The sequence below is a fragment of the Caballeronia sp. SEWSISQ10-4 2 genome (assembly GCF_030464885.1).
Lineage (GTDB): Bacteria > Pseudomonadota > Gammaproteobacteria > Burkholderiales > Burkholderiaceae > Caballeronia.
Window position 1 is genome coordinate 38,108 of the sequence record NZ_JALPRJ010000058.1, and the last position, 15,903, is coordinate 54,010.

Genomic DNA, 15,903 nt, shown 5'->3' on the forward strand with positions numbered 1-15,903 from the left:
CGCCTACCGCGTTTGAGTGAACGACCGGATTTCGCTCGGGATCGACAGGAGCCGGCCGTTTTCGAAGGTATCGACAACAATCGTCCAGTAGTACTTTCCGGGCGCCAGATGCGCCACCGACATCTCGCCGCCCGACACGTCGAGCAAGTCGATGAGCGGCGCGCTCAGGTCCGCATGACTCGACAGGATGAAGCGATACCGCGCGCCCTGCCCGTTGCCGTCCACATGCCAGCGGAACACATAGCCATTACCTTCGATAGGCGTAGCCGCCGCGTTGGTCGTATCGAGATGGCGGTTGAACGTGAAAACCTGCGGCAAACCGTCAATGCCCTGCGTGTCCGTGGCCGAGACACGCACAAAATAGTTGCCATCGGGAATGTTCTCGAACGCTGCATGCAGGCCGGCCGTGCGCTGGTCGCGAAGCAGGTCGAGAAAATCGGCATCGGTCGCGATTTCCGTACGATATGCACCGGCGCCATCGACCGGCGTCAGGTCGAATGCAACTTGCGACGCGCGCTGCAGCTTGTCCGGATCGACGATGCCCGGCGGGTCGAGCAGCCGCATCGACGCGCCCGCGCTCTGGCCCGTGCGAGTCACGTTGCCGTAGCCGGCCAGAACAAGTGTCTGCGCGCCGCCCTGAACCGGTAGCGGGGCGGCGTTATCGGCGCCTGCTCCGTCCACGCCGATCTTGCCCGCCAGCACCTCGACGGTGGTCGCGTCTTGCCCGGCCAGGTAGTTCACCCGGAAACGTGTGCCGCGCACACCTGCCACCACCGACGGCGAACTGACCCGGAACGAGTCGCGCGGATTCTTGAACGGCGTGACTTCTGTCGTGACCTCGCCTTCCTTCAGGTCGAACTGGCGTTCAACCGCGCCGGTCAGCACCGTGGTCCGCAATCGTCCGATCTGGATACGGCTGCTCGACGGCAACACGACGTGCGAACCGTCGGGCAACGTCATGGACACGAACGCGTCGCGACCGGTCTGGATTTCGTCGCCCTCCACCAGCAGCGTCCCCGCGCTCAACGGCACGGGTGGCGCGCCCGCCGCTCCTTCTTTCTCGACGCTGCCACGGACCGCCACCACTTGCGCCGTCAGCAACTTCTGCCTGAGGCGTGAGGTGGGTATGGAGAGACGGCTGTTGATCTGCAAGTGGCGCGGATTCGCAACGTGATTGATGTCGCGCAACAGCCGCCAGTCGTCGGGACTGTGCATATAGCGGTCCGCGAGCGTGTAGAGCGAATCGTCGGCATGTACCACATACGGCGTCATGTCCTGCGGCGGCACGCGTTTGGCGTGCGCTGGCTGGATCGAACAGACGATCGCAACGATGCCGGCCACCGTCATTGCGGTTTCCAGTCCCGTACGCGGGCGTTGATGAGCCGCCAATCCGCGCCTGCTTTTATGGAACCCGTTCACGGCGATTCATTCCCCACTTTTTCCAGCCGGTAGCCGTAGCTATAAATGGGTGTTATGCGGTATCCGTTTTGAGGCCGCAACACCAGCTTGGAGCGAATCTGCGAGACATGGGTATCGATTGTCCGCGAGGGGATATCCACGTCCTGCCGCCAGACCGATTCGCGGATATGGCTGCGTGACAGCGGCCGCGACAGGTTGCGAAAGAGCAGCAGCGCAAGCTCGAATTCCTTTTGCGTCAGCGTGGCCGGCGCTTCGCTGACCAATGCGGTCTGGGTAGTGAGATCGAACCGATAAATGCCGTACGTTTCCTGGGTCGCCTCGTGCTGCTGCATGTAAATCCGCCGCAACAACGCTTCCACGCGGGCGAGCAGCACCGGCCGCGACACCGGTTTGAGGATGTAGTCGTCCGCACCCGCATTGAGCATCTGGACGATATCGGCTTCAACGCTGCGGCTCGTCAGGAAGAGGACCGGCAGATTCGTGGTGAGGTTTTTCCTGACCCATTGCAGTACGACGTCGCCCGGCATTTCCGGCATGTTCCAGTCGAGCAGCAGCAGGTCGTAAGGCTGACGCCTCAGCTCGTGGATCAGGCTCTTGCCGTCCATAAACACCTGGCAGAGGTGCCCGGCCGCGGTCAGTGTCTGAGCCACAAACTCCGTCTGGCTCAGGTCGTCGTCCAGCACACAAATCCGCATTGCCATATCCCGTTAAATAGTCAAGACGGCCTTGTCGTTTATTTTGCTTAACGCCGAATACCAATACAGCCCATGCGGATTATCGCGTTCGTTTTATTATACTTTTTACTGCGATTCAACGCATTTGAACCAGCATCCGGTCAAAGCTTTTCATGACATGATCCCACGCCGCATCCGAGTAATCCTCACGCGCCCGCGCGCACATGCAGGCAAATGCCATCAATCGCCGCGCCGTCTGTTCGCAATAAGTCAGCGGCATTAGGGTAGCTTCATCTTCGTGAAGTCCCGCAAATTGATCCTGAGTGCGGTCCGCCGAACGGTTCAATGTCTTCAGCCGTGCTCGCAAAATATCCGCCAGCCACGGCATCTCGGCCGCGCATGAATCGCTGTAAGCCTCTATTGCCGCACGCGCATGCGAATCCGACGCGAGATCGAGCGTCACATGACGCAAGCTATCGGTCGATTGACCCGGCTGGATTTTCGACTTCCACGCAAGCGGGCCACCACTGGATTTATTCAACATTCGAAGCACCCGGCACTGTCCTGTTACCTGACATAAACAATCGGTCTGGATACGTTGGATTCCCCACGTCTCGTTTCTTGCATTCCGGCCTAATCGGACTCCACGAGATCGCTCAAAAGCGATCGCACCGCGACGTCCTGCATATGGCTCAGACCGGAATCCCGTAGCGTCAATAAACGGTTGCGCCAATAGTTCGCGTGAAAAATCGCGCCATCGGCTCCTGTCGCAAGACAACGAGACATGATCGCCTCAATATGTACTATTTCCGCGTCGATAATTACGGACGCACGATTTCCCTGGTATTGCGTTTTGGTATTCACTGATATCCCCGAAATCTGACATCTTGACCGTGTGGCGAACCAGCCTCTCAGTGCTGAGTAAAACAGCTCGCCTTCGTGGGATGGCATTCCTTGGCGCATAACGCCCGAAGTGTTTTTTCCCACTGATTTTATTTATCGAAGGACAAACCAGAACTGTCTTTCGATGATGCACTTTACCGCCAATCACTACGCCATTTAACCTACTTTTCAGTATTTAACACTTCATTCGCCCGGCATCGGCATGCATGTCAAAGCGGTGCCGCAAACACCGCATTTGCGTGTGCGGTAAGTTAATTGTCAGTCTATGCCCCGCCCTATTTCCGTGTCCGTACGCCGCATATCACAGGGTGTTCCCTAACAACCATTGTGCTCGCGGCGTTTAAAATTCGTCGGCGCAGATCTCATCGATTTATCAACTCTTATCAACTCCTTACGGTCACTCATGAAATCTTTCTTGCTGATGCTGTCCGCATTCGCGTTCATCGGCGGCGTTGCTGCCGCGGCCACCGTCCAGGCCGCTGAACTGCGTGTCATGAGTTCCGGTGGATTTACCGCCGCCTATAAGATCCTCGGGCCAAAATTCGCGGCGGCAAGCGGCAATACCCTCGACACCGCCCTGGGTCCGTCAATGGGAAAAGCGCCCGAAGCCATTCCGAACCGGCTGGCCAGAGGCGAACCGGCCGACGTGGTGATCATGGTGGGTTACGCGCTCGACGACCTCATCAAGCAAGGCAAGGTCATGCCCGGTTCGCGCGTCGAACTCGCCGATTCCGCTATCGGCATGGTGGTTCGCGCCGGTGCGCCGAAGCCGGACATCGGCACGGTGGCGGCTTTGAAGGAGACGCTGCTGCACGCGAAGTCGGTCGCCTATTCCGACAGCGCGAGCGGCGTGTACATACAGAACGAGTTGTTCAAGCGCCTGGGAATCGAGGACCAGATCCGGCCCAAGGCCACGATGGTGCCGAAGATTCCGGTGGCGTCGGTGGTGGCTACCGGTGACTACGAACTCGGCTTCCAGCAGGTGAGCGAACTGCTGCCCGTGCCGGGCGTGACGTTCGTGGGCAAGATTCCCGAGTCGGTACAGTCGATCACGCGATTCGCGGGCGGCATTCCGGTAGGCGCACAACATCCGGCCGAAGCAAAGGCGCTGCTCGACTATCTCGCTTCGCCGGACGCAGTGCCGGTCGTCAGGCAGACGGGGCTCGATCCTGTCACACCGCGGTGAACGGGGCCTGCTAATGTATCGGTCGGGCCCGGGTTATTGGAGAAGCAGAGCATGTTGACGAGCGTCGAACAACTGGAAGAAATCTACGGCAAGCCGAACGAGCGATCGGTGCGCAAGGAGATTTCGTACATCAGCAAAGACTATGCGGCGTTCATCCTTGCATCGCCGTTCGTGATGCTCGCGTCGGCGGGAGAAGACGGGCTCGACTGCTCGCCAAAGGGCGATGCAACGGGTTTCGTTCGTATCGTCGATGCCCATACGCTCGCCATACCCGACCGCCCGGGCAATAACCGCATCGACACCCTCAGGAATCTCGTGCACGATCCGCGCGTGGCCTTGCTGTTCCTCGTGCCGGGCGTGGGAGAAATGATGCGCGTGAACGGCCGTGCATCGATTGCCGACGACAGCGATCTGCTCGCCTCATTCAGCGTCAATGGCAAAGCGCCGCGCACGGTGATCCTGGTGCATGTGGAATCCGTGTATTTCCATTGCTCGAAGGCGGTGGTGAGATCGGACTTGTGGAATGGCGAGAAACACGTCGACCGTTCGACCTTGCCCTCGGCCGGCGCGATGCTGCAGAACGTAAGCGACGCCAGTTTCGATGGCGACGCCTACGATCGCGCACTGCCGGGACGCCTCAAGACCGATTTGTACTGACCCAGTCGCCGCAAGCCACCGTGCATTGCAGACCCGACATGCGGCCGGCTTCGTCGATGGCAGCTTCCAGCGCGGCGAACGGAAAGGTCTTCAGTTCGACCGACTCCAGCGGCAACTGGCCCGACGCGACCAGCGCAACCAGCGCGAGGTAGTCGGCGGGCGTGTACATGAAGTGGCCGATCAGCTCCCAGTTGTGCAGGAGCATCTCGCCATAGGGAATCGGCAGGTCAACCAGCATGCTACCCATCAGCACGAGGCGTCCCCCGCGGCGCAAGCTCCTTAGCGTGGCTAGCGTGGCGTTGGCATCGCTGGCATTGCCGACCATGTCGAAGGCGAGGTCCGCGCCGCCGCCCGCAGCCGAGCGGATAGCAGCCACGTCCTGCGCAGCATCGCCCGAGAGCACGACCGGCGCCACGCGGCCTCGTCCGAGTTCAACGAGCGCCTGCAGCGTCCCGGCACGCCTGCCGAGCGCGACCACTCTGCTTGCTCCCATCGCCAGCGCGGCGAGCACCGCCGCCGAGCCGAAATAACCGGTCGCGCCGTTGACAACGACGGTCTCGCCCGCCGCCAGCCGCCCGCGCCGCAAACCGCCGAATGGCACCACGAACTTGCCCAGCATTGCGAGGCGCTCGGCGGGGAGATCGTCGAGTCCGTCGAGCGGGATCAACGTCGACGCCGGGAATTCCGCCACTTCGCGCAAAGTGCCATCCGGAAATTCGGCCATCATCGGCGCGCTGTCGGGACCGAGGCCGGTCAGCGCGATCAACACTTGCGCCGGTTCACGTACCGTTTCATTCGCAACCCAATATGGGTTCACCGCAACACACTGACCGACGCGAAACGACATCACGCCGTCGCCGACCGCGGCCACGCGACCAACGCCGTTCGTTCCCGGCGAGAACGGTCCCGGCGGATACGCATACGGCAATTTGCCTTCAACGTGGGCGCGCGTGTAGCTGAGCAGCGGCACCGCTTCCATCCGGACCGCCACCGCGTTGCGGCGCGGCGCCGGTTCAGCAATGTCGCGCAACGCCAGCGGCGCACCGGGTTCATCGAGCATCCAGGCTTTCATCTGTATTCCCCTAAGGTCGGTTGGACAGTTGAACTCTAGGTGCCAGGTACGTATTCTTGAAATCAATTACTTGAATGCGACCTATCAACATGATTGATCTTCGCGGTATCGACTTGAATCTGCTTGTCTCGCTCGATGCGCTGCTCGCCGAATCCAACGTCACGCGCGCGGCGCTTCGGCTGCATCTGACGCAACCCGCTGTATCGACGCAGCTTGCGCGGCTGCGGCAGATTTTCGGCGATCCGCTGCTGATTCCCGCCGAGACCGGCCGCGGCATGACGCGCAGCACGCGGGCGCTCGAGCTGATGGAGCCGTTGCACTCGGCATTGAAGAACCTCGAAGCGGTCGTGCGCCATCAACCCTCCTTCGACCCGCGCACGGACAACCGCAGTTTTGTAATCGCCGCGAACGATAACGCCACCGCCGTGCTCGGCCAGCGGCTGATGGAGCAGCTACCGGCGCTGGCGGGACCGGGCGTGCGGATTGCGTTTGTCGTCGCCGACCAGCCGTCGATGGCGACCCGGCTAGAACGCGGTGAAATTGACTTGCTGCTGGGCTCGGAGCGCATGGTGCCGGCGTCGATGAAAGCCCGCAAACTCTTCGATGAGCACTTTGTCGTCGTCCAGCGGAAGGACCATCCGCGCGGCACCGCACCGCTGGATCTCGACACTTATTGCGCGCTTGACCACGTGCTGGTGTCGACAAGCGGAGGCAGTTTTCATGGCTTCATGGACGAACATCTGGATGCGCTGGGACGTCAGCGCCGCGTTGTTTTGTCAGTGCAGCATTTCACGCTGGTCCCGGAGCTGCTGTTGCGCACGGACTATGTTTCGACGCTGCCCGCGCGGTTTGCCGAGCGTTATCGTGATCGCCTCGATATCTTTGGGCTGCCGTTCGAGGCCCGCGGTTTTACGTTGTTTGCTGCGTGGCCGCCTCGGAGTCAAGCCGATCCGGCACACGTGTGGTTGCGAGACACGCTGGCCTCGCTTGCCGCAATGTAAGGATGTTGATTCTTCCTCTTCGCGTGGCTCGATTCGCCCACCGACGCTCCCTCCAACCGCCGGCATTGCGCCTTGTCCAGACGTCGGCGCCCCGCGCCCAATACACAAAATGACTTATCATGTCGCCCCGAACCGGGACATCAGAGATGGCGAGCGATGGCAGAACCGACCGAAGTTCCACGCTTTGACGCGGAGACGAATTTCAAACTTGACCGTCCATGGTGCGAGTTTGAGGACGCGTCGGTGGAACAGGAATTTCAGCGTCATCACCGGGTCGCGACCCACACCACCTTGGTGCGAACGCTCATCTTTTCCAGCGTGTTTTACGTCTCCTTCGCATTTTCCGACATAGCCGTCCTCGGTTACTCCCGTACCACCTTCGTGCTTTTCCTGGCGCGCTGCTGCCTTGCGTTGACGTGTGTGATCAGCTTACGCGTCGCCAGCTTGCTGCAGATTTCCGTCGCCTCCCTGCGCGCGGCCGCGAGTGCGGTCGAGATCGTCGGCTTTACTGCGTTCATGATGATCACGTGGCTTCGTCCCACCGGCATGGCGACGCACTGCATGTCCATGTGCATCTTGCTGATCGTGGTTTACAACTTCATTCCGAACAAGCTGATTTGGGCTTTGCTCATCTCGCTCGCCGCCACCGTCGCGTTTATCGCCATTTCCGCGGCATTGAAGACGCTCGACTCGTCGGCGTTGCTGACGTCGTCGATGCTTCTCGTCTTCACCAATGTGCTCGGTTATGTCACGGCTCGCCGCCACAATCGGCTGGTCCGCGATGAGTTCTGCCAGCACGCCTTGTTGCGCAATCTATCGGTGCGCGACTATCTCACCGACTGCTTCAACCGGCGCTACCTGACCGACGTGTTATTCGATGCCGAACTGCGGCGTACCCGGCTATACAAGTCGAAACTCGCGGTCATCTTGTGCGACATAGATCACTTCAAGCAGATCAACGATAGCTATGGGCACCCAGCAGGCGACGCGGTCTTGCGGGCCTTCGCGGCATTGCTTCTTGCCCACACTCGCCATGAAGTCGACAGCGTGATTCGCTACGGCGGCGAGGAATTCCTTCTGCTGCTTCCGCAAACCGATGTCGCCGGGGCGACCGTGCTTGCCGAGAGAATGCGCCAATCGTTCGAACTGACGACTACGCGCGCCTGGGATGGCCGCGAGATACGGTCCACCGCGAGTTTCGGTGTCGTGGCCGTGGATTGCGCGGGCGGATCAGGATCAGATCTCGTAACCGAAGAAAGTCTGGTGGGCGCGGCGGACGCGCAGTTGTATCGCGCGAAGAACGCCGGGCGCAATCGGGTTTGCACCAACGCTGCGCCCAGCGCACCGGACCAGGACGCTGGGCAAGAGGGCGTATTTGCGGTGACGTAGCGGTAGTTCCTCGAAGCGCTGTCAGCCGCCTGTCACGCGGCTGATGGACAAACGAGATCACTCTGAATCAGCCGCAGACTCTCCGATAAGTAGGTTTCCTGACAATTTTCTTCCTTACCGCCACGATCCACCACGATGAAGTCCGCCACGTCATCCAGGACAATCAACGGATGATGCCAGACGCCCCGCGAATAATTCACGCCCTGCCAGCCGCGCGTAAAAAATGCGCGCAGTTTCGACGCATCGAATTCACCCGCCGGCGCGACCACCACCAGATATGACACCACGCCGAGCGGCAGGAACGCCTGACTGCCAAGCGGATGACGCTCCATCATCGATATCTCGACCGGTTGAGCGCGCGGCTGGCCCCGGAACACGTTGATGAGCGGCCGGCCACCGCTATCCGCGCCGATATCCACCCGCGCGAGATCGTGGAAACGCTCGGTTGTGCCGCCGTTGATCGGAAAATGCTGCGCACCGTCGAGTTCGATTACATCGCCGAACGGCTCGAACGCCGCGCGCGTCAGGGGTTCGAGCGTAAGCGTCTGCATGGCCGCTTACTCGATCGCGCCGAACAGACGCAGACGCGAGACGCCGCCGTCCGGGAACATGTTGAAGCGAACGTGCGTGACGGGCCCAAGCGCGGCTAACTCGCTTTCGAAGCGATGAATGTTGTCTGCCGAGAGTTTCTGTTGCGGCAGCAGCACCGGCCAGAACATCGCCTGCGTGATCAACGATTCATCCGTGCCGCCCGTCACGCGTGCTGCCTGCAACGAACAGCCATCGGGGAAATTGCCCTTGAAGTGGGCCGTATCCACTTCGATTGCATGGATCACGCCGGGATGCGCCAACGCCACGATCGCCCAGTCGTTGCCGGGCTCACGACGCCGCCGCGTCTCCCAGCCGTCGCCCATGTCCACGCCGCGCCCGCGCATCAGCATCTGCGATGCCGGTCCGAAATGCTGGTTGTTCGCCGTCACCAGATAAGCGCCGTTTTCAATGGCCGCGAGATCGACCTGCGACCCGCGTTCGACTCGCGTCCAGTCCACCTTCGGCTGGCCGTAGACACGCAATCGCGCGATCCCGCCATCCGGGTAGATGTTCACGCGCAGGTGCGTATAAGCGCGAGCATCCGCGACCGTCAGATAGTGATGCTGGTTGCCCTGCAGCGTGGTCGCCGGCACGATCTCGCGCCAGTCTGCGTCGTCTTGCGGCGTGGCGCTTTCGCTAATGCACGCTTCGATGGACGCCGCCGGCGGGAAGTTGCCGGTGAAGTGGCTCGTATCCAGGTCGATGCCGTGGATGGTGCCCGGCCGCGCCAGTTTGACGATGCAGAAATCGTAGCCGGTGGTGCGCTTGCGGCGCGTCTCCCAGCCGTCCATCCACTTGCCGTTGTGATCGTACTTGTCGGGGATGAAAACCGCTGGCTGCGGGTCGAGCATCCGCTCCTTGGGTGCGAAGAATTCATCGCTGGCGACGAGCGCTGTGGCGCCAAGACGCGGATCGGCGAGATTCATGAAGCGGCGGGTAAACGCCGGAGCATTGGGATCGAGAACGGGACTAGCCATGGCGTGGGTTCCTTCGAAACGATTCAGAAGATAACGACGAGCGTTGCGCGCTCAGACAGCGTGCGCTGGTTCGCGGTTGTGATTAGAACCGGCGTGATCGGCCGGAACGAAAAGCAATTCGGCATCCTGGTTCAGCACGCGCGTGGCGCGGACGCGGTCGATATCTTTCTCCCACACGGCCACGACCACCGTCGCGACGCAGTTGCCGATCAGGTTGGTGACGGCGCGCGCGATGCCGACAAACCAGTCCACCGGCAGGATCAGCACGAGGCCGAGCACGGGAATGGCGGGGATCGCGGAGAGCGTCGCGGCGAGGATCACGATCGCCGAACCGGGAATGCCATGCGCGCCCTTCGATGTCACCAGCGACACCAGCACGACCACGATCAGATCGTGGATCGAGAGCGGCGTATTGGTGGCCTGCGCGATAAAGATGACGGCGAGCGTGAGATAGATCGAGAAACCGTCAAGGTTGAATGAATAGCCGGTCGGGATCACGAGGCCGACGGTGGAGTCCTTCACGCCCATCCATTCGAGCTTGCGCATAATCTGCGGCAGCACGGCGTCCGACGAAGCGGTGCCGAGCACGATCAGCAATTCCTCACGCAGATAACGCACGAGCTTGAAGATGCTGAAGCCGGTGAGCCGCATCACCACAGCGAGCACGACGAAGATGAACAGGAAACAGCTTGCGTAGAACACGATCACCAGCATGCCGAGTTGCTTCAGCGAAGCAACGCCATAGGTGCCGGTCGTGAACGCAATCGCGCCGAGCACGCCGAGGGGCGCGAGCTTGATGATAAAACCCATGATGCGAAAGAACACGTGCGACAGTTCATCGATAAGACTCGTCACGCGCTGCGCCTTCTCGCCAAGCAGCGAGAGCGCCGCGCCGAACAGCACGGAGAACACCAGCACCTGCAGGATGTCGCCTTTCGCGAAGGCGTCGGTGGCGGTATCGGGGATGATCTTGAGCAGGAAACCCGCCGTATCCTTCAGGCTTTTCGCGTGTTCGGTGTAAGTGGCAAGCGAACCGGCATCGAGTGTATGCAGGTCGATGTTCATGCCCACGCCCGGTCGGGTGACATACGCGAGCACGGCGCCGATCACCAGCGCGAGCGTGGTCATGATCTCGAAGTAGATCACCGACTTCAGTCCGACGCGCCCGACCTTTTTAAGGTTGCCCGCGCTTGCCATGCCCGAGACGACCACGCAAAACACGATCGGCCCGATCACCATCTTGATGAGCTTGAGGAAACCATCGCCGAGCGGCCTGAGCGTCTGCGCGAAATGAGGAAACACCGCGCCGATCACGATGCCCGCGACCAGCGCGATCATGACCCGTCCAAACAGGGAATTAAGAAATCTCAACACGATGTTTCTCCTCGGTGTCGCACGGCACGGGATGATGACGTCAACTGTTCAGACTGGTCGGACCAGTTGCTGATGAGGAATATTAGAAAGCCGATATAGTGGAGTCAAGCGCGATTTGATAGCGGTTTACCCGGTATTTTGGCGTGCTGGCATGAGGAAAAACCGAATTGAAGCAGACGCTTGGCAACGTCGCGCCTACAATGGCGGTCAGACCGCGCTACTTCGTGTTTACTCCCATACGTCCTATGAAAAATGTTCCGCATACCGTGACCGATGCCGCCATCGCGACCATTCGCGAACGCATCGAGACGAGCGTCTATCCGGTGGGAAGTTTGCTGCCGGCGCAACGGCAGTTATCGGAGGAACTGGCGATCAGCCGCGCGTCGCTGCGTGAAGCGCTGTCGACGCTCGAAGCACTCGGGATGCTGCATATCCGTCCCGGCAAGGGCGTTTATGTGAACAGCGCAGAGGCAGGCGGCGCGCACGCCTGGCGTTTCGCCGACCAGGCATCGCTGCCCGATACCTACCAGATGCGTTTCGCGCTGGAGGGGTTCGTCGCGCGGCTGGCGGCGCCTGCCATTGGCGACGCGGATATCGTCTGGCTGGAAGATAACCTCGACGAGCTGCAAAGCGCCCTCACCTGCGCCGAACTCGACGAAGCCGCGCAACTCGATTTCGCATTCCACATGCGGATCGTGAGTCTCGCGGGCAATACGGCTATTGAATCGATCCTGCGCGGCAGCGCCGACATCATGAAGGAAAGCCAGCGCCTGCCGTTTTATCGGCGGGAACTGGTGCTGTCGACGTATCACGAGCATCTGGCGATTGTCGAAGCGTTGAAGGCGCGCGATAGCGAACAAGCCGGGCGCGCGATCGAAGCGCATATCGTGAACGCGGCCCAGCGGGCGGGCGTTCATTTTCCGATTCCGGTCTAGTTTGGCACCGCGCGTTTACCCGGCGGAACAATGAAGCGAAACGGGCGCGCACGTTATTCACCGTTTATGTTGAGAACCCTGTGGATAACGTGCCTGGCGACGCGCTAAGCGCTTGATGTGTCTCAAATTTGCGCCGTTGCCTCGCTTTGGTCAATGGCGCGTGGCCCGGGGAAATGTGGGTTCGTCTCCATCTGTCAATGCGCGAAGAAGTGCATGCCTCCGTCAACAGGAATCACCGCCCCGGTGATGTATCTGGCGAGCGGCGACGCAAGAAACGCGACGAGATTAGCGACGTCCGCCGGCTCGCCGAAATAACCTATCGGAATGTTCCGCTCGATAAAAGCCTGCCGTGACGCCTCGGTCGGATGCAGCTTGGTCCGCACCTGTTCACTGTCGATGCGGCCGGGTTGGATCGTGTTGACCGTGACAGCGTCGGCGGCGATATCGCACGACAAGCCCTTCGCCCATAAATGCAGTGCACCCTTGGCCGCCGTCGCGGCGTTGAGCGAACGGGGCTCCATCGAACCGCTGATATTGATGACACGTCCCCAGCGTCGCCGGCGCATGTCGGGAAGCAGCGCGGTGGTCAACCGGCGAATCGATGTGAAATTGAGCAGGAAAGCCTCGTCCCAGATTTCGTCGCCCGCATCCGGCGATGTCGGCCGGGCAGCGCCGGCACCGTTGACCAGGATATCGATCGGTCCGAGTTCTCGAACCGCTTCGTGAACCGCTCGGTTAATGTCGTCTGCGCGCGTGAGGTCTGCCGTTATCGCGAGGAGCTCCGTGCCGCCTGCTGCGCGAATTTCGCCAGCCAGTTCCTGCAGCTTTTCTGCTCGCCTGGCGATGCCCGCCACACGGGCGCCCTGCAGCGCCAGCAAGCGAGCCACACCCGCGCCGATTCCCGAGCTCGCGCCGGTGACGAGGCACGTCCGCCCCTCAAGCATCAAATTCATTTCCGGCTCCGTCGGTGTCGATTGGTGGATTCATCGATTCGTGGATCGCGCGAGCCGCGTTACCAGACACGATAGACGCGCCCGGTCTGCGGCCCTTCGACGCTACGCCGATAAGCCAACGCGACTTTCGCAACAGGAACACTCTCGAAACCTGGAAAGAACGGGCCATACACCGAAGCAGATTCGGTCACGATGGTCGGACTGACGGCATTGATGCGCAGCCCACGCGGCAGCTCGATCGCGGCCGCTCGCACGAACCCTTCGACGGCGGCATTGACGGTGGTCGCATTGCTGCCCTGCCGAATCGGTTCATCGGCGACGATGCCGCTCGTCAGCGTGATCGAGCCGCCGTCGTTCAGGTGATGTTGTCCCGCCAAGGCAACGCGTATCTGGCCGAGCAACTTATCCTGCAGGCCCAGGTTGAACTGTTCGGCGGTGGTTTCAGTGACGGGACCGAAATGCAGGTTGCCCGTTGCGGCGATGAGGGCATCGAATCGTCCAATGTGATTGAACAGCGCCTGCACACTTGCCGGATCGGTGATGTCGACCTGCCGGTCCCCATGACTCCGACCCGCCACGACGATTTCATGCCGCGGCTGCATCTCTTCAACGATCGCGCGTCCGATCGTTCCCGTTCCTCCGATCACCACAATTTTCATCGCAAGCTCCCTGATGCATAAAGAAGAGCCACGATTGTTGATCTCTCACCCAGTTAGTAAAAGACGCATAAGATTCGGACATCTCTAACTACTGGTTAGCAATATGGACAAGTTGCGGTGCATGGAGGCGTTCGTCGCCGTGGTCGAGACCGGGAATTTCAGCGCTGCGGCTGACAAGCTCGACGTGTCATCCGTCATGGTCGGTAAGCACATCCGGCAATTGGAAGAGCTGTTGGGCGCTCGCCTCCTCCAGCGCAGCACACGTCGGCAGAGCCTGACGGAAGCAGGTGCAGCCTTCTACGAAAGCGCGCGAACGGTGCTGGAGCAAGTGCGCGTGGCGGAGCATTCCATCGAAACCATGCAAGCAACGCCGCGCGGTCTCCTGCGCGTGAGCGCACCGGTGACGCTCGGCGCATGCGCGGTCGCGCCGCTGATCTCGGACTATCTGCGTCAGCACACAGAAGTGAAGGTCGAGCTCGTGCTGAGCAACACGCGCGTGGATCTGATCGAAGAAGGTTTCGACATGGCGATACGAATCGGCGCGCTCGCCGACTCCGAGCTGGTCGCGCGGCCGTTGCAGCCTTATCGGATGATTATTTGTGCCGCGCCGGCCTATCTCGAACGGGCGGGCGTGCCGCGGACATCGGCGGACCTGGCCAACCATCAATGCCTGGCGCATCTGGTCTGGAATGGACGAACCGCCTGGCAACTCGAAGACAAGCCCGAGTATGCGTGGCCGGCAGAGACGCGCTTTGCTTCCAACGATGGGCAAGCGCTGCGCGCGGCGGCGGTGAATGGCGCGGGGTTGATACTTCAGCCGGAAGTCTTGCTGGCGGACGACCTTGCCGCGGGACGGCTCGTGCCCTTGCTGCAATCGCATGTGCCGGTGGCCCGCCCGGTGAACCTCGTGTATCTTCGCGACCGCCGTCCGCGACGCAAGCTGATGAGTCTCGTGGAATATTTGCTTGAGCGGATGGGTGAGCCCGCGAACGCCTGAAGCGGTATCTGCGACCCCGCGATCTGCATCGAGCACGTTGGGACACGTGGCGCGTGGGTATCGCCTCCTACAATTGCGTCCATGCCGCCGACAAATTCCAGACCGACATCCGATCGTCATGCCGAGTTGATCGCTCGCGCGCTGGCTCACGCAGAGAGCCATCTCGATGAACCGCTGATAGCCGAAACGCTCGCTGATTGCGCCGCCATGTCGCGCCATCACTTTCACCGGGTGTTCCGCGCTTATACAGGTTGCACCGTGGCGAACTACATAACCCTGCTCCGCCTTCGGCGTGCCTGCGCGCTGCTGGTCAGCGGCCACGAGCCGGTACCGGATATTGCGTCGACGGTGGGTTACGAGTCCGCACAAGCGCTGGCAAAAGCGATGCGCCGCGATCTCGACACCACGCCGACGGCTGTACGTCGAGGCGATGTCCCCAGGTGGGAGACGCTCCTGACAAGCTGTCACGAAGCCGAATTACCGTCTACTTTCAAAGGAGCCACCACTATGCAAGTCTCTCGAATGACCCATTTGCCCGAGGATGTCGTCGCCCTTACTGCCACGGCGCGCGGCATGGTGGACAACAACATGATTCGTGCAGCGCAACAAGCGTATGGAGAGTTGATGCAGGCGGTGGCCGGCGCCGGCCTTCTCGAACATGTGGCGAGTTATGTCAATCACCCCGCCCTGAAAGGGCGAGGCTTGTTAAATCAAGCCTGATTGACCAGCCTGAGCTGTGAGAGGTATCGCAGCTACGTGGTACGGAAGTTAAAGACTCACCCTGGGATGCTTCCTCAGTTCCAGGCTCTGAAACCTGCAGCCGCAGACAAGCTTTGGGTAGGCGCGAAACGGGCTGCGAGGATGTGCTGCCGTATCCCGAAAGGGACTAGGAGCCGTAGGCTCCGTCGCAACATTGGCGAGGGGAGCGGAGCCGAAAGGCTCCCGTTACAAGGCCCGTAAGGGCAGAGAAGGAGATTTAGATTGGCGGTATTCATTTTGGACAGGCAGGGCCTGCCCTTGATGCCCTGCACAGAGAAACGTGCCCGGTTGTTACTGGAGCGCGGTCGGGCACGGGTGCATCGGGTTGTGCCCTTCGTTATCCGGCTGACTGACCGA

The 15,903-nt window shown here is 60.9% G+C and carries 18 protein-coding genes; 8 read left to right on the forward strand and 10 right to left on the reverse strand.

Features of this window, described 5'->3' with window-relative positions:
* Positions 1 to 3 precede the first annotated feature (3 nt).
* The 4 genes from M0D69_RS30985 to M0D69_RS31000 form a co-directional block, all read right to left on the reverse strand.
* Positions 4 to 1,347: a FecR domain-containing protein gene (locus tag M0D69_RS30985; RefSeq protein WP_301785671.1), complete on the reverse strand. Its 1,344-nt coding sequence runs from the start codon at positions 1,345 to 1,347 to the stop codon at positions 4 to 6.
* Positions 1,348 to 1,415: 68 nt separating this feature from the next.
* A complete protein-coding gene (locus M0D69_RS30990) occupies positions 1,416 to 2,114 on the reverse strand; it encodes a response regulator transcription factor (RefSeq protein WP_301785672.1) in 699 nt (232 codons plus the stop codon).
* A 115-nt stretch (positions 2,115 to 2,229) separates the two neighbouring features.
* Entirely contained in the window at positions 2,230 to 2,556 is a 327-nt protein-coding gene (locus tag M0D69_RS30995) for a hypothetical protein (RefSeq protein ID WP_301785673.1), read from the reverse strand.
* Positions 2,557 to 2,726: 170 nt separating this feature from the next.
* Positions 2,727 to 2,957, reverse strand: coding sequence for a hypothetical protein (locus M0D69_RS31000; protein ID WP_301785674.1), 231 nt, complete (start codon positions 2,955 to 2,957; stop codon positions 2,727 to 2,729).
* 442 nt (positions 2,958 to 3,399) lie between these two features.
* Here M0D69_RS31000 and M0D69_RS31005 point away from each other — a divergent pair, with 442 nt between their 5' ends.
* Together M0D69_RS31005 and M0D69_RS31010 are read left to right on the forward strand one after the other, a co-directional pair.
* Positions 3,400 to 4,182 carry a substrate-binding domain-containing protein gene (locus tag M0D69_RS31005; protein ID WP_301785675.1) on the forward strand — a complete coding sequence of 261 codons (783 nt, stop codon included), beginning with the start codon at positions 3,400 to 3,402 and terminating at the stop codon, positions 4,180 to 4,182.
* 51 nt (positions 4,183 to 4,233) lie between these two features.
* Positions 4,234 to 4,839 (forward strand): pyridoxamine 5'-phosphate oxidase family protein, encoded by a 606-nt coding sequence (locus M0D69_RS31010; protein ID WP_301785676.1) that lies wholly within the window; start codon positions 4,234 to 4,236, stop codon positions 4,837 to 4,839.
* On the opposite strand, the gene M0D69_RS31015 is transcribed toward M0D69_RS31010, so the two are convergent.
* Positions 4,820 to 5,911 (reverse strand): zinc-binding dehydrogenase, encoded by a 1,092-nt coding sequence (locus M0D69_RS31015; protein ID WP_301785677.1) that lies wholly within the window; start codon positions 5,909 to 5,911, stop codon positions 4,820 to 4,822. The genes M0D69_RS31010 and M0D69_RS31015 overlap by 20 nt on opposite strands.
* A gap of 89 nt (positions 5,912 to 6,000) precedes the next feature.
* Between M0D69_RS31015 and M0D69_RS31020 the strand changes: the two genes are divergently transcribed.
* Together M0D69_RS31020 and M0D69_RS31025 are read left to right on the forward strand one after the other, a co-directional pair.
* Positions 6,001 to 6,912, forward strand: a complete 912-nt coding sequence (locus M0D69_RS31020) for a LysR family transcriptional regulator (protein WP_301785678.1) — start codon at positions 6,001 to 6,003, stop codon at positions 6,910 to 6,912.
* A gap of 156 nt (positions 6,913 to 7,068) precedes the next feature.
* Positions 7,069 to 8,301 carry a GGDEF domain-containing protein gene (locus M0D69_RS31025; protein ID WP_301785679.1) on the forward strand — a complete coding sequence of 411 codons (1,233 nt, stop codon included), beginning with the start codon at positions 7,069 to 7,071 and terminating at the stop codon, positions 8,299 to 8,301.
* A 32-nt stretch (positions 8,302 to 8,333) separates the two neighbouring features.
* Here M0D69_RS31025 and M0D69_RS31030 read toward each other — a convergent pair whose 3' ends face one another.
* Genes M0D69_RS31030 through M0D69_RS31040 form a run of 3 tightly spaced genes read right to left on the reverse strand, consistent with a single transcriptional unit; the run spans position 8,334 to position 11,243 of the window.
* The gene (locus tag M0D69_RS31030; RefSeq protein WP_301785680.1) at positions 8,334 to 8,852 is read right to left on the reverse strand and encodes an ureidoglycolate lyase; all 519 of its coding nucleotides are present in this window, start codon (positions 8,850 to 8,852) and stop codon (positions 8,334 to 8,336) included.
* A gap of 6 nt (positions 8,853 to 8,858) precedes the next feature.
* Complete coding sequence (gene alc, locus M0D69_RS31035; protein ID WP_301785681.1) at positions 8,859 to 9,869, reverse strand: allantoicase; 1,011 nt, start codon at positions 9,867 to 9,869, stop codon at positions 8,859 to 8,861.
* 51 nt (positions 9,870 to 9,920) lie between these two features.
* A complete protein-coding gene (locus tag M0D69_RS31040) occupies positions 9,921 to 11,243 on the reverse strand; it encodes a C4-dicarboxylate transporter DctA (protein WP_301785682.1) in 1,323 nt (440 codons plus the stop codon).
* 245 nt (positions 11,244 to 11,488) lie between these two features.
* Here M0D69_RS31040 and M0D69_RS31045 point away from each other — a divergent pair, with 245 nt between their 5' ends.
* Positions 11,489 to 12,178, forward strand: coding sequence for a FadR/GntR family transcriptional regulator (locus tag M0D69_RS31045; RefSeq protein WP_301785683.1), 690 nt, complete (start codon positions 11,489 to 11,491; stop codon positions 12,176 to 12,178).
* Positions 12,179 to 12,372: 194 nt separating this feature from the next.
* On the opposite strand, the gene M0D69_RS31050 is transcribed toward M0D69_RS31045, so the two are convergent.
* A complete protein-coding gene (locus M0D69_RS31050) occupies positions 12,373 to 13,131 on the reverse strand; it encodes an SDR family NAD(P)-dependent oxidoreductase (RefSeq protein WP_301785684.1) in 759 nt (252 codons plus the stop codon).
* Between the two features lie 59 nt (positions 13,132 to 13,190).
* A complete protein-coding gene (locus M0D69_RS31055; RefSeq protein WP_301785685.1) occupies positions 13,191 to 13,790 on the reverse strand; it encodes a short chain dehydrogenase in 600 nt (199 codons plus the stop codon).
* A 103-nt stretch (positions 13,791 to 13,893) separates the two neighbouring features.
* On the opposite strand from M0D69_RS31055, the gene M0D69_RS31060 reads away from it, so the two are divergent.
* The 3 genes from M0D69_RS31060 to M0D69_RS31070 form a co-directional block, all read left to right on the forward strand.
* On the forward strand, positions 13,894 to 14,787 hold the full coding sequence (locus tag M0D69_RS31060) for a LysR substrate-binding domain-containing protein (protein ID WP_301785686.1): 894 nt from the start codon (positions 13,894 to 13,896) through the stop codon (positions 14,785 to 14,787).
* 81 nt (positions 14,788 to 14,868) lie between these two features.
* Entirely contained in the window at positions 14,869 to 15,507 is a 639-nt protein-coding gene (locus M0D69_RS31065) for a helix-turn-helix domain-containing protein (protein WP_301785687.1), read from the forward strand.
* 261 nt (positions 15,508 to 15,768) lie between these two features.
* Positions 15,769 to 15,903: RRXRR domain-containing protein (locus tag M0D69_RS31070; protein ID WP_301785688.1), on the forward strand; the 135-nt coding region annotated here is incomplete at its 3' end.

Excerpts from the sequence above, each read along its gene's own strand:
- M0D69_RS31045 (WP_301785683.1), top strand. The coding sequence starts at position 11,489 with ATGAAAAATGTTCCGCATACCGTGACCGATGCCGCCATCGCGACCATT.
- M0D69_RS31055 (WP_301785685.1), bottom strand. The coding sequence starts at position 13,790 with ATGAAAATTGTGGTGATCGGAGGAACGGGAACGATCGGACGCGCGATC.
- M0D69_RS31025 (WP_301785679.1), top strand. The coding sequence starts at position 7,069 with ATGGCAGAACCGACCGAAGTTCCACGCTTTGACGCGGAGACGAATTTC.
- M0D69_RS31030 (WP_301785680.1), bottom strand. The coding sequence starts at position 8,852 with ATGCAGACGCTTACGCTCGAACCCCTGACGCGCGCGGCGTTCGAGCCG.
- M0D69_RS31005 (WP_301785675.1), top strand. The coding sequence starts at position 3,400 with ATGAAATCTTTCTTGCTGATGCTGTCCGCATTCGCGTTCATCGGCGGC.
- M0D69_RS30990 (WP_301785672.1), bottom strand. The coding sequence starts at position 2,114 with ATGCGGATTTGTGTGCTGGACGACGACCTGAGCCAGACGGAGTTTGTG.
- M0D69_RS31015 (WP_301785677.1), bottom strand. The coding sequence starts at position 5,911 with ATGAAAGCCTGGATGCTCGATGAACCCGGTGCGCCGCTGGCGTTGCGC.
- M0D69_RS31010 (WP_301785676.1), top strand. The coding sequence starts at position 4,234 with ATGTTGACGAGCGTCGAACAACTGGAAGAAATCTACGGCAAGCCGAAC.
- M0D69_RS31060 (WP_301785686.1), top strand. The coding sequence starts at position 13,894 with ATGGACAAGTTGCGGTGCATGGAGGCGTTCGTCGCCGTGGTCGAGACC.
- M0D69_RS30985 (WP_301785671.1), bottom strand. The coding sequence starts at position 1,347 with ATGACGGTGGCCGGCATCGTTGCGATCGTCTGTTCGATCCAGCCAGCG.
- M0D69_RS31020 (WP_301785678.1), top strand. The coding sequence starts at position 6,001 with ATGATTGATCTTCGCGGTATCGACTTGAATCTGCTTGTCTCGCTCGAT.
- alc (WP_301785681.1), bottom strand. The coding sequence starts at position 9,869 with ATGGCTAGTCCCGTTCTCGATCCCAATGCTCCGGCGTTTACCCGCCGC.
- M0D69_RS31050 (WP_301785684.1), bottom strand. The coding sequence starts at position 13,131 with ATGAATTTGATGCTTGAGGGGCGGACGTGCCTCGTCACCGGCGCGAGC.
- M0D69_RS31065 (WP_301785687.1), top strand. The coding sequence starts at position 14,869 with ATGCCGCCGACAAATTCCAGACCGACATCCGATCGTCATGCCGAGTTG.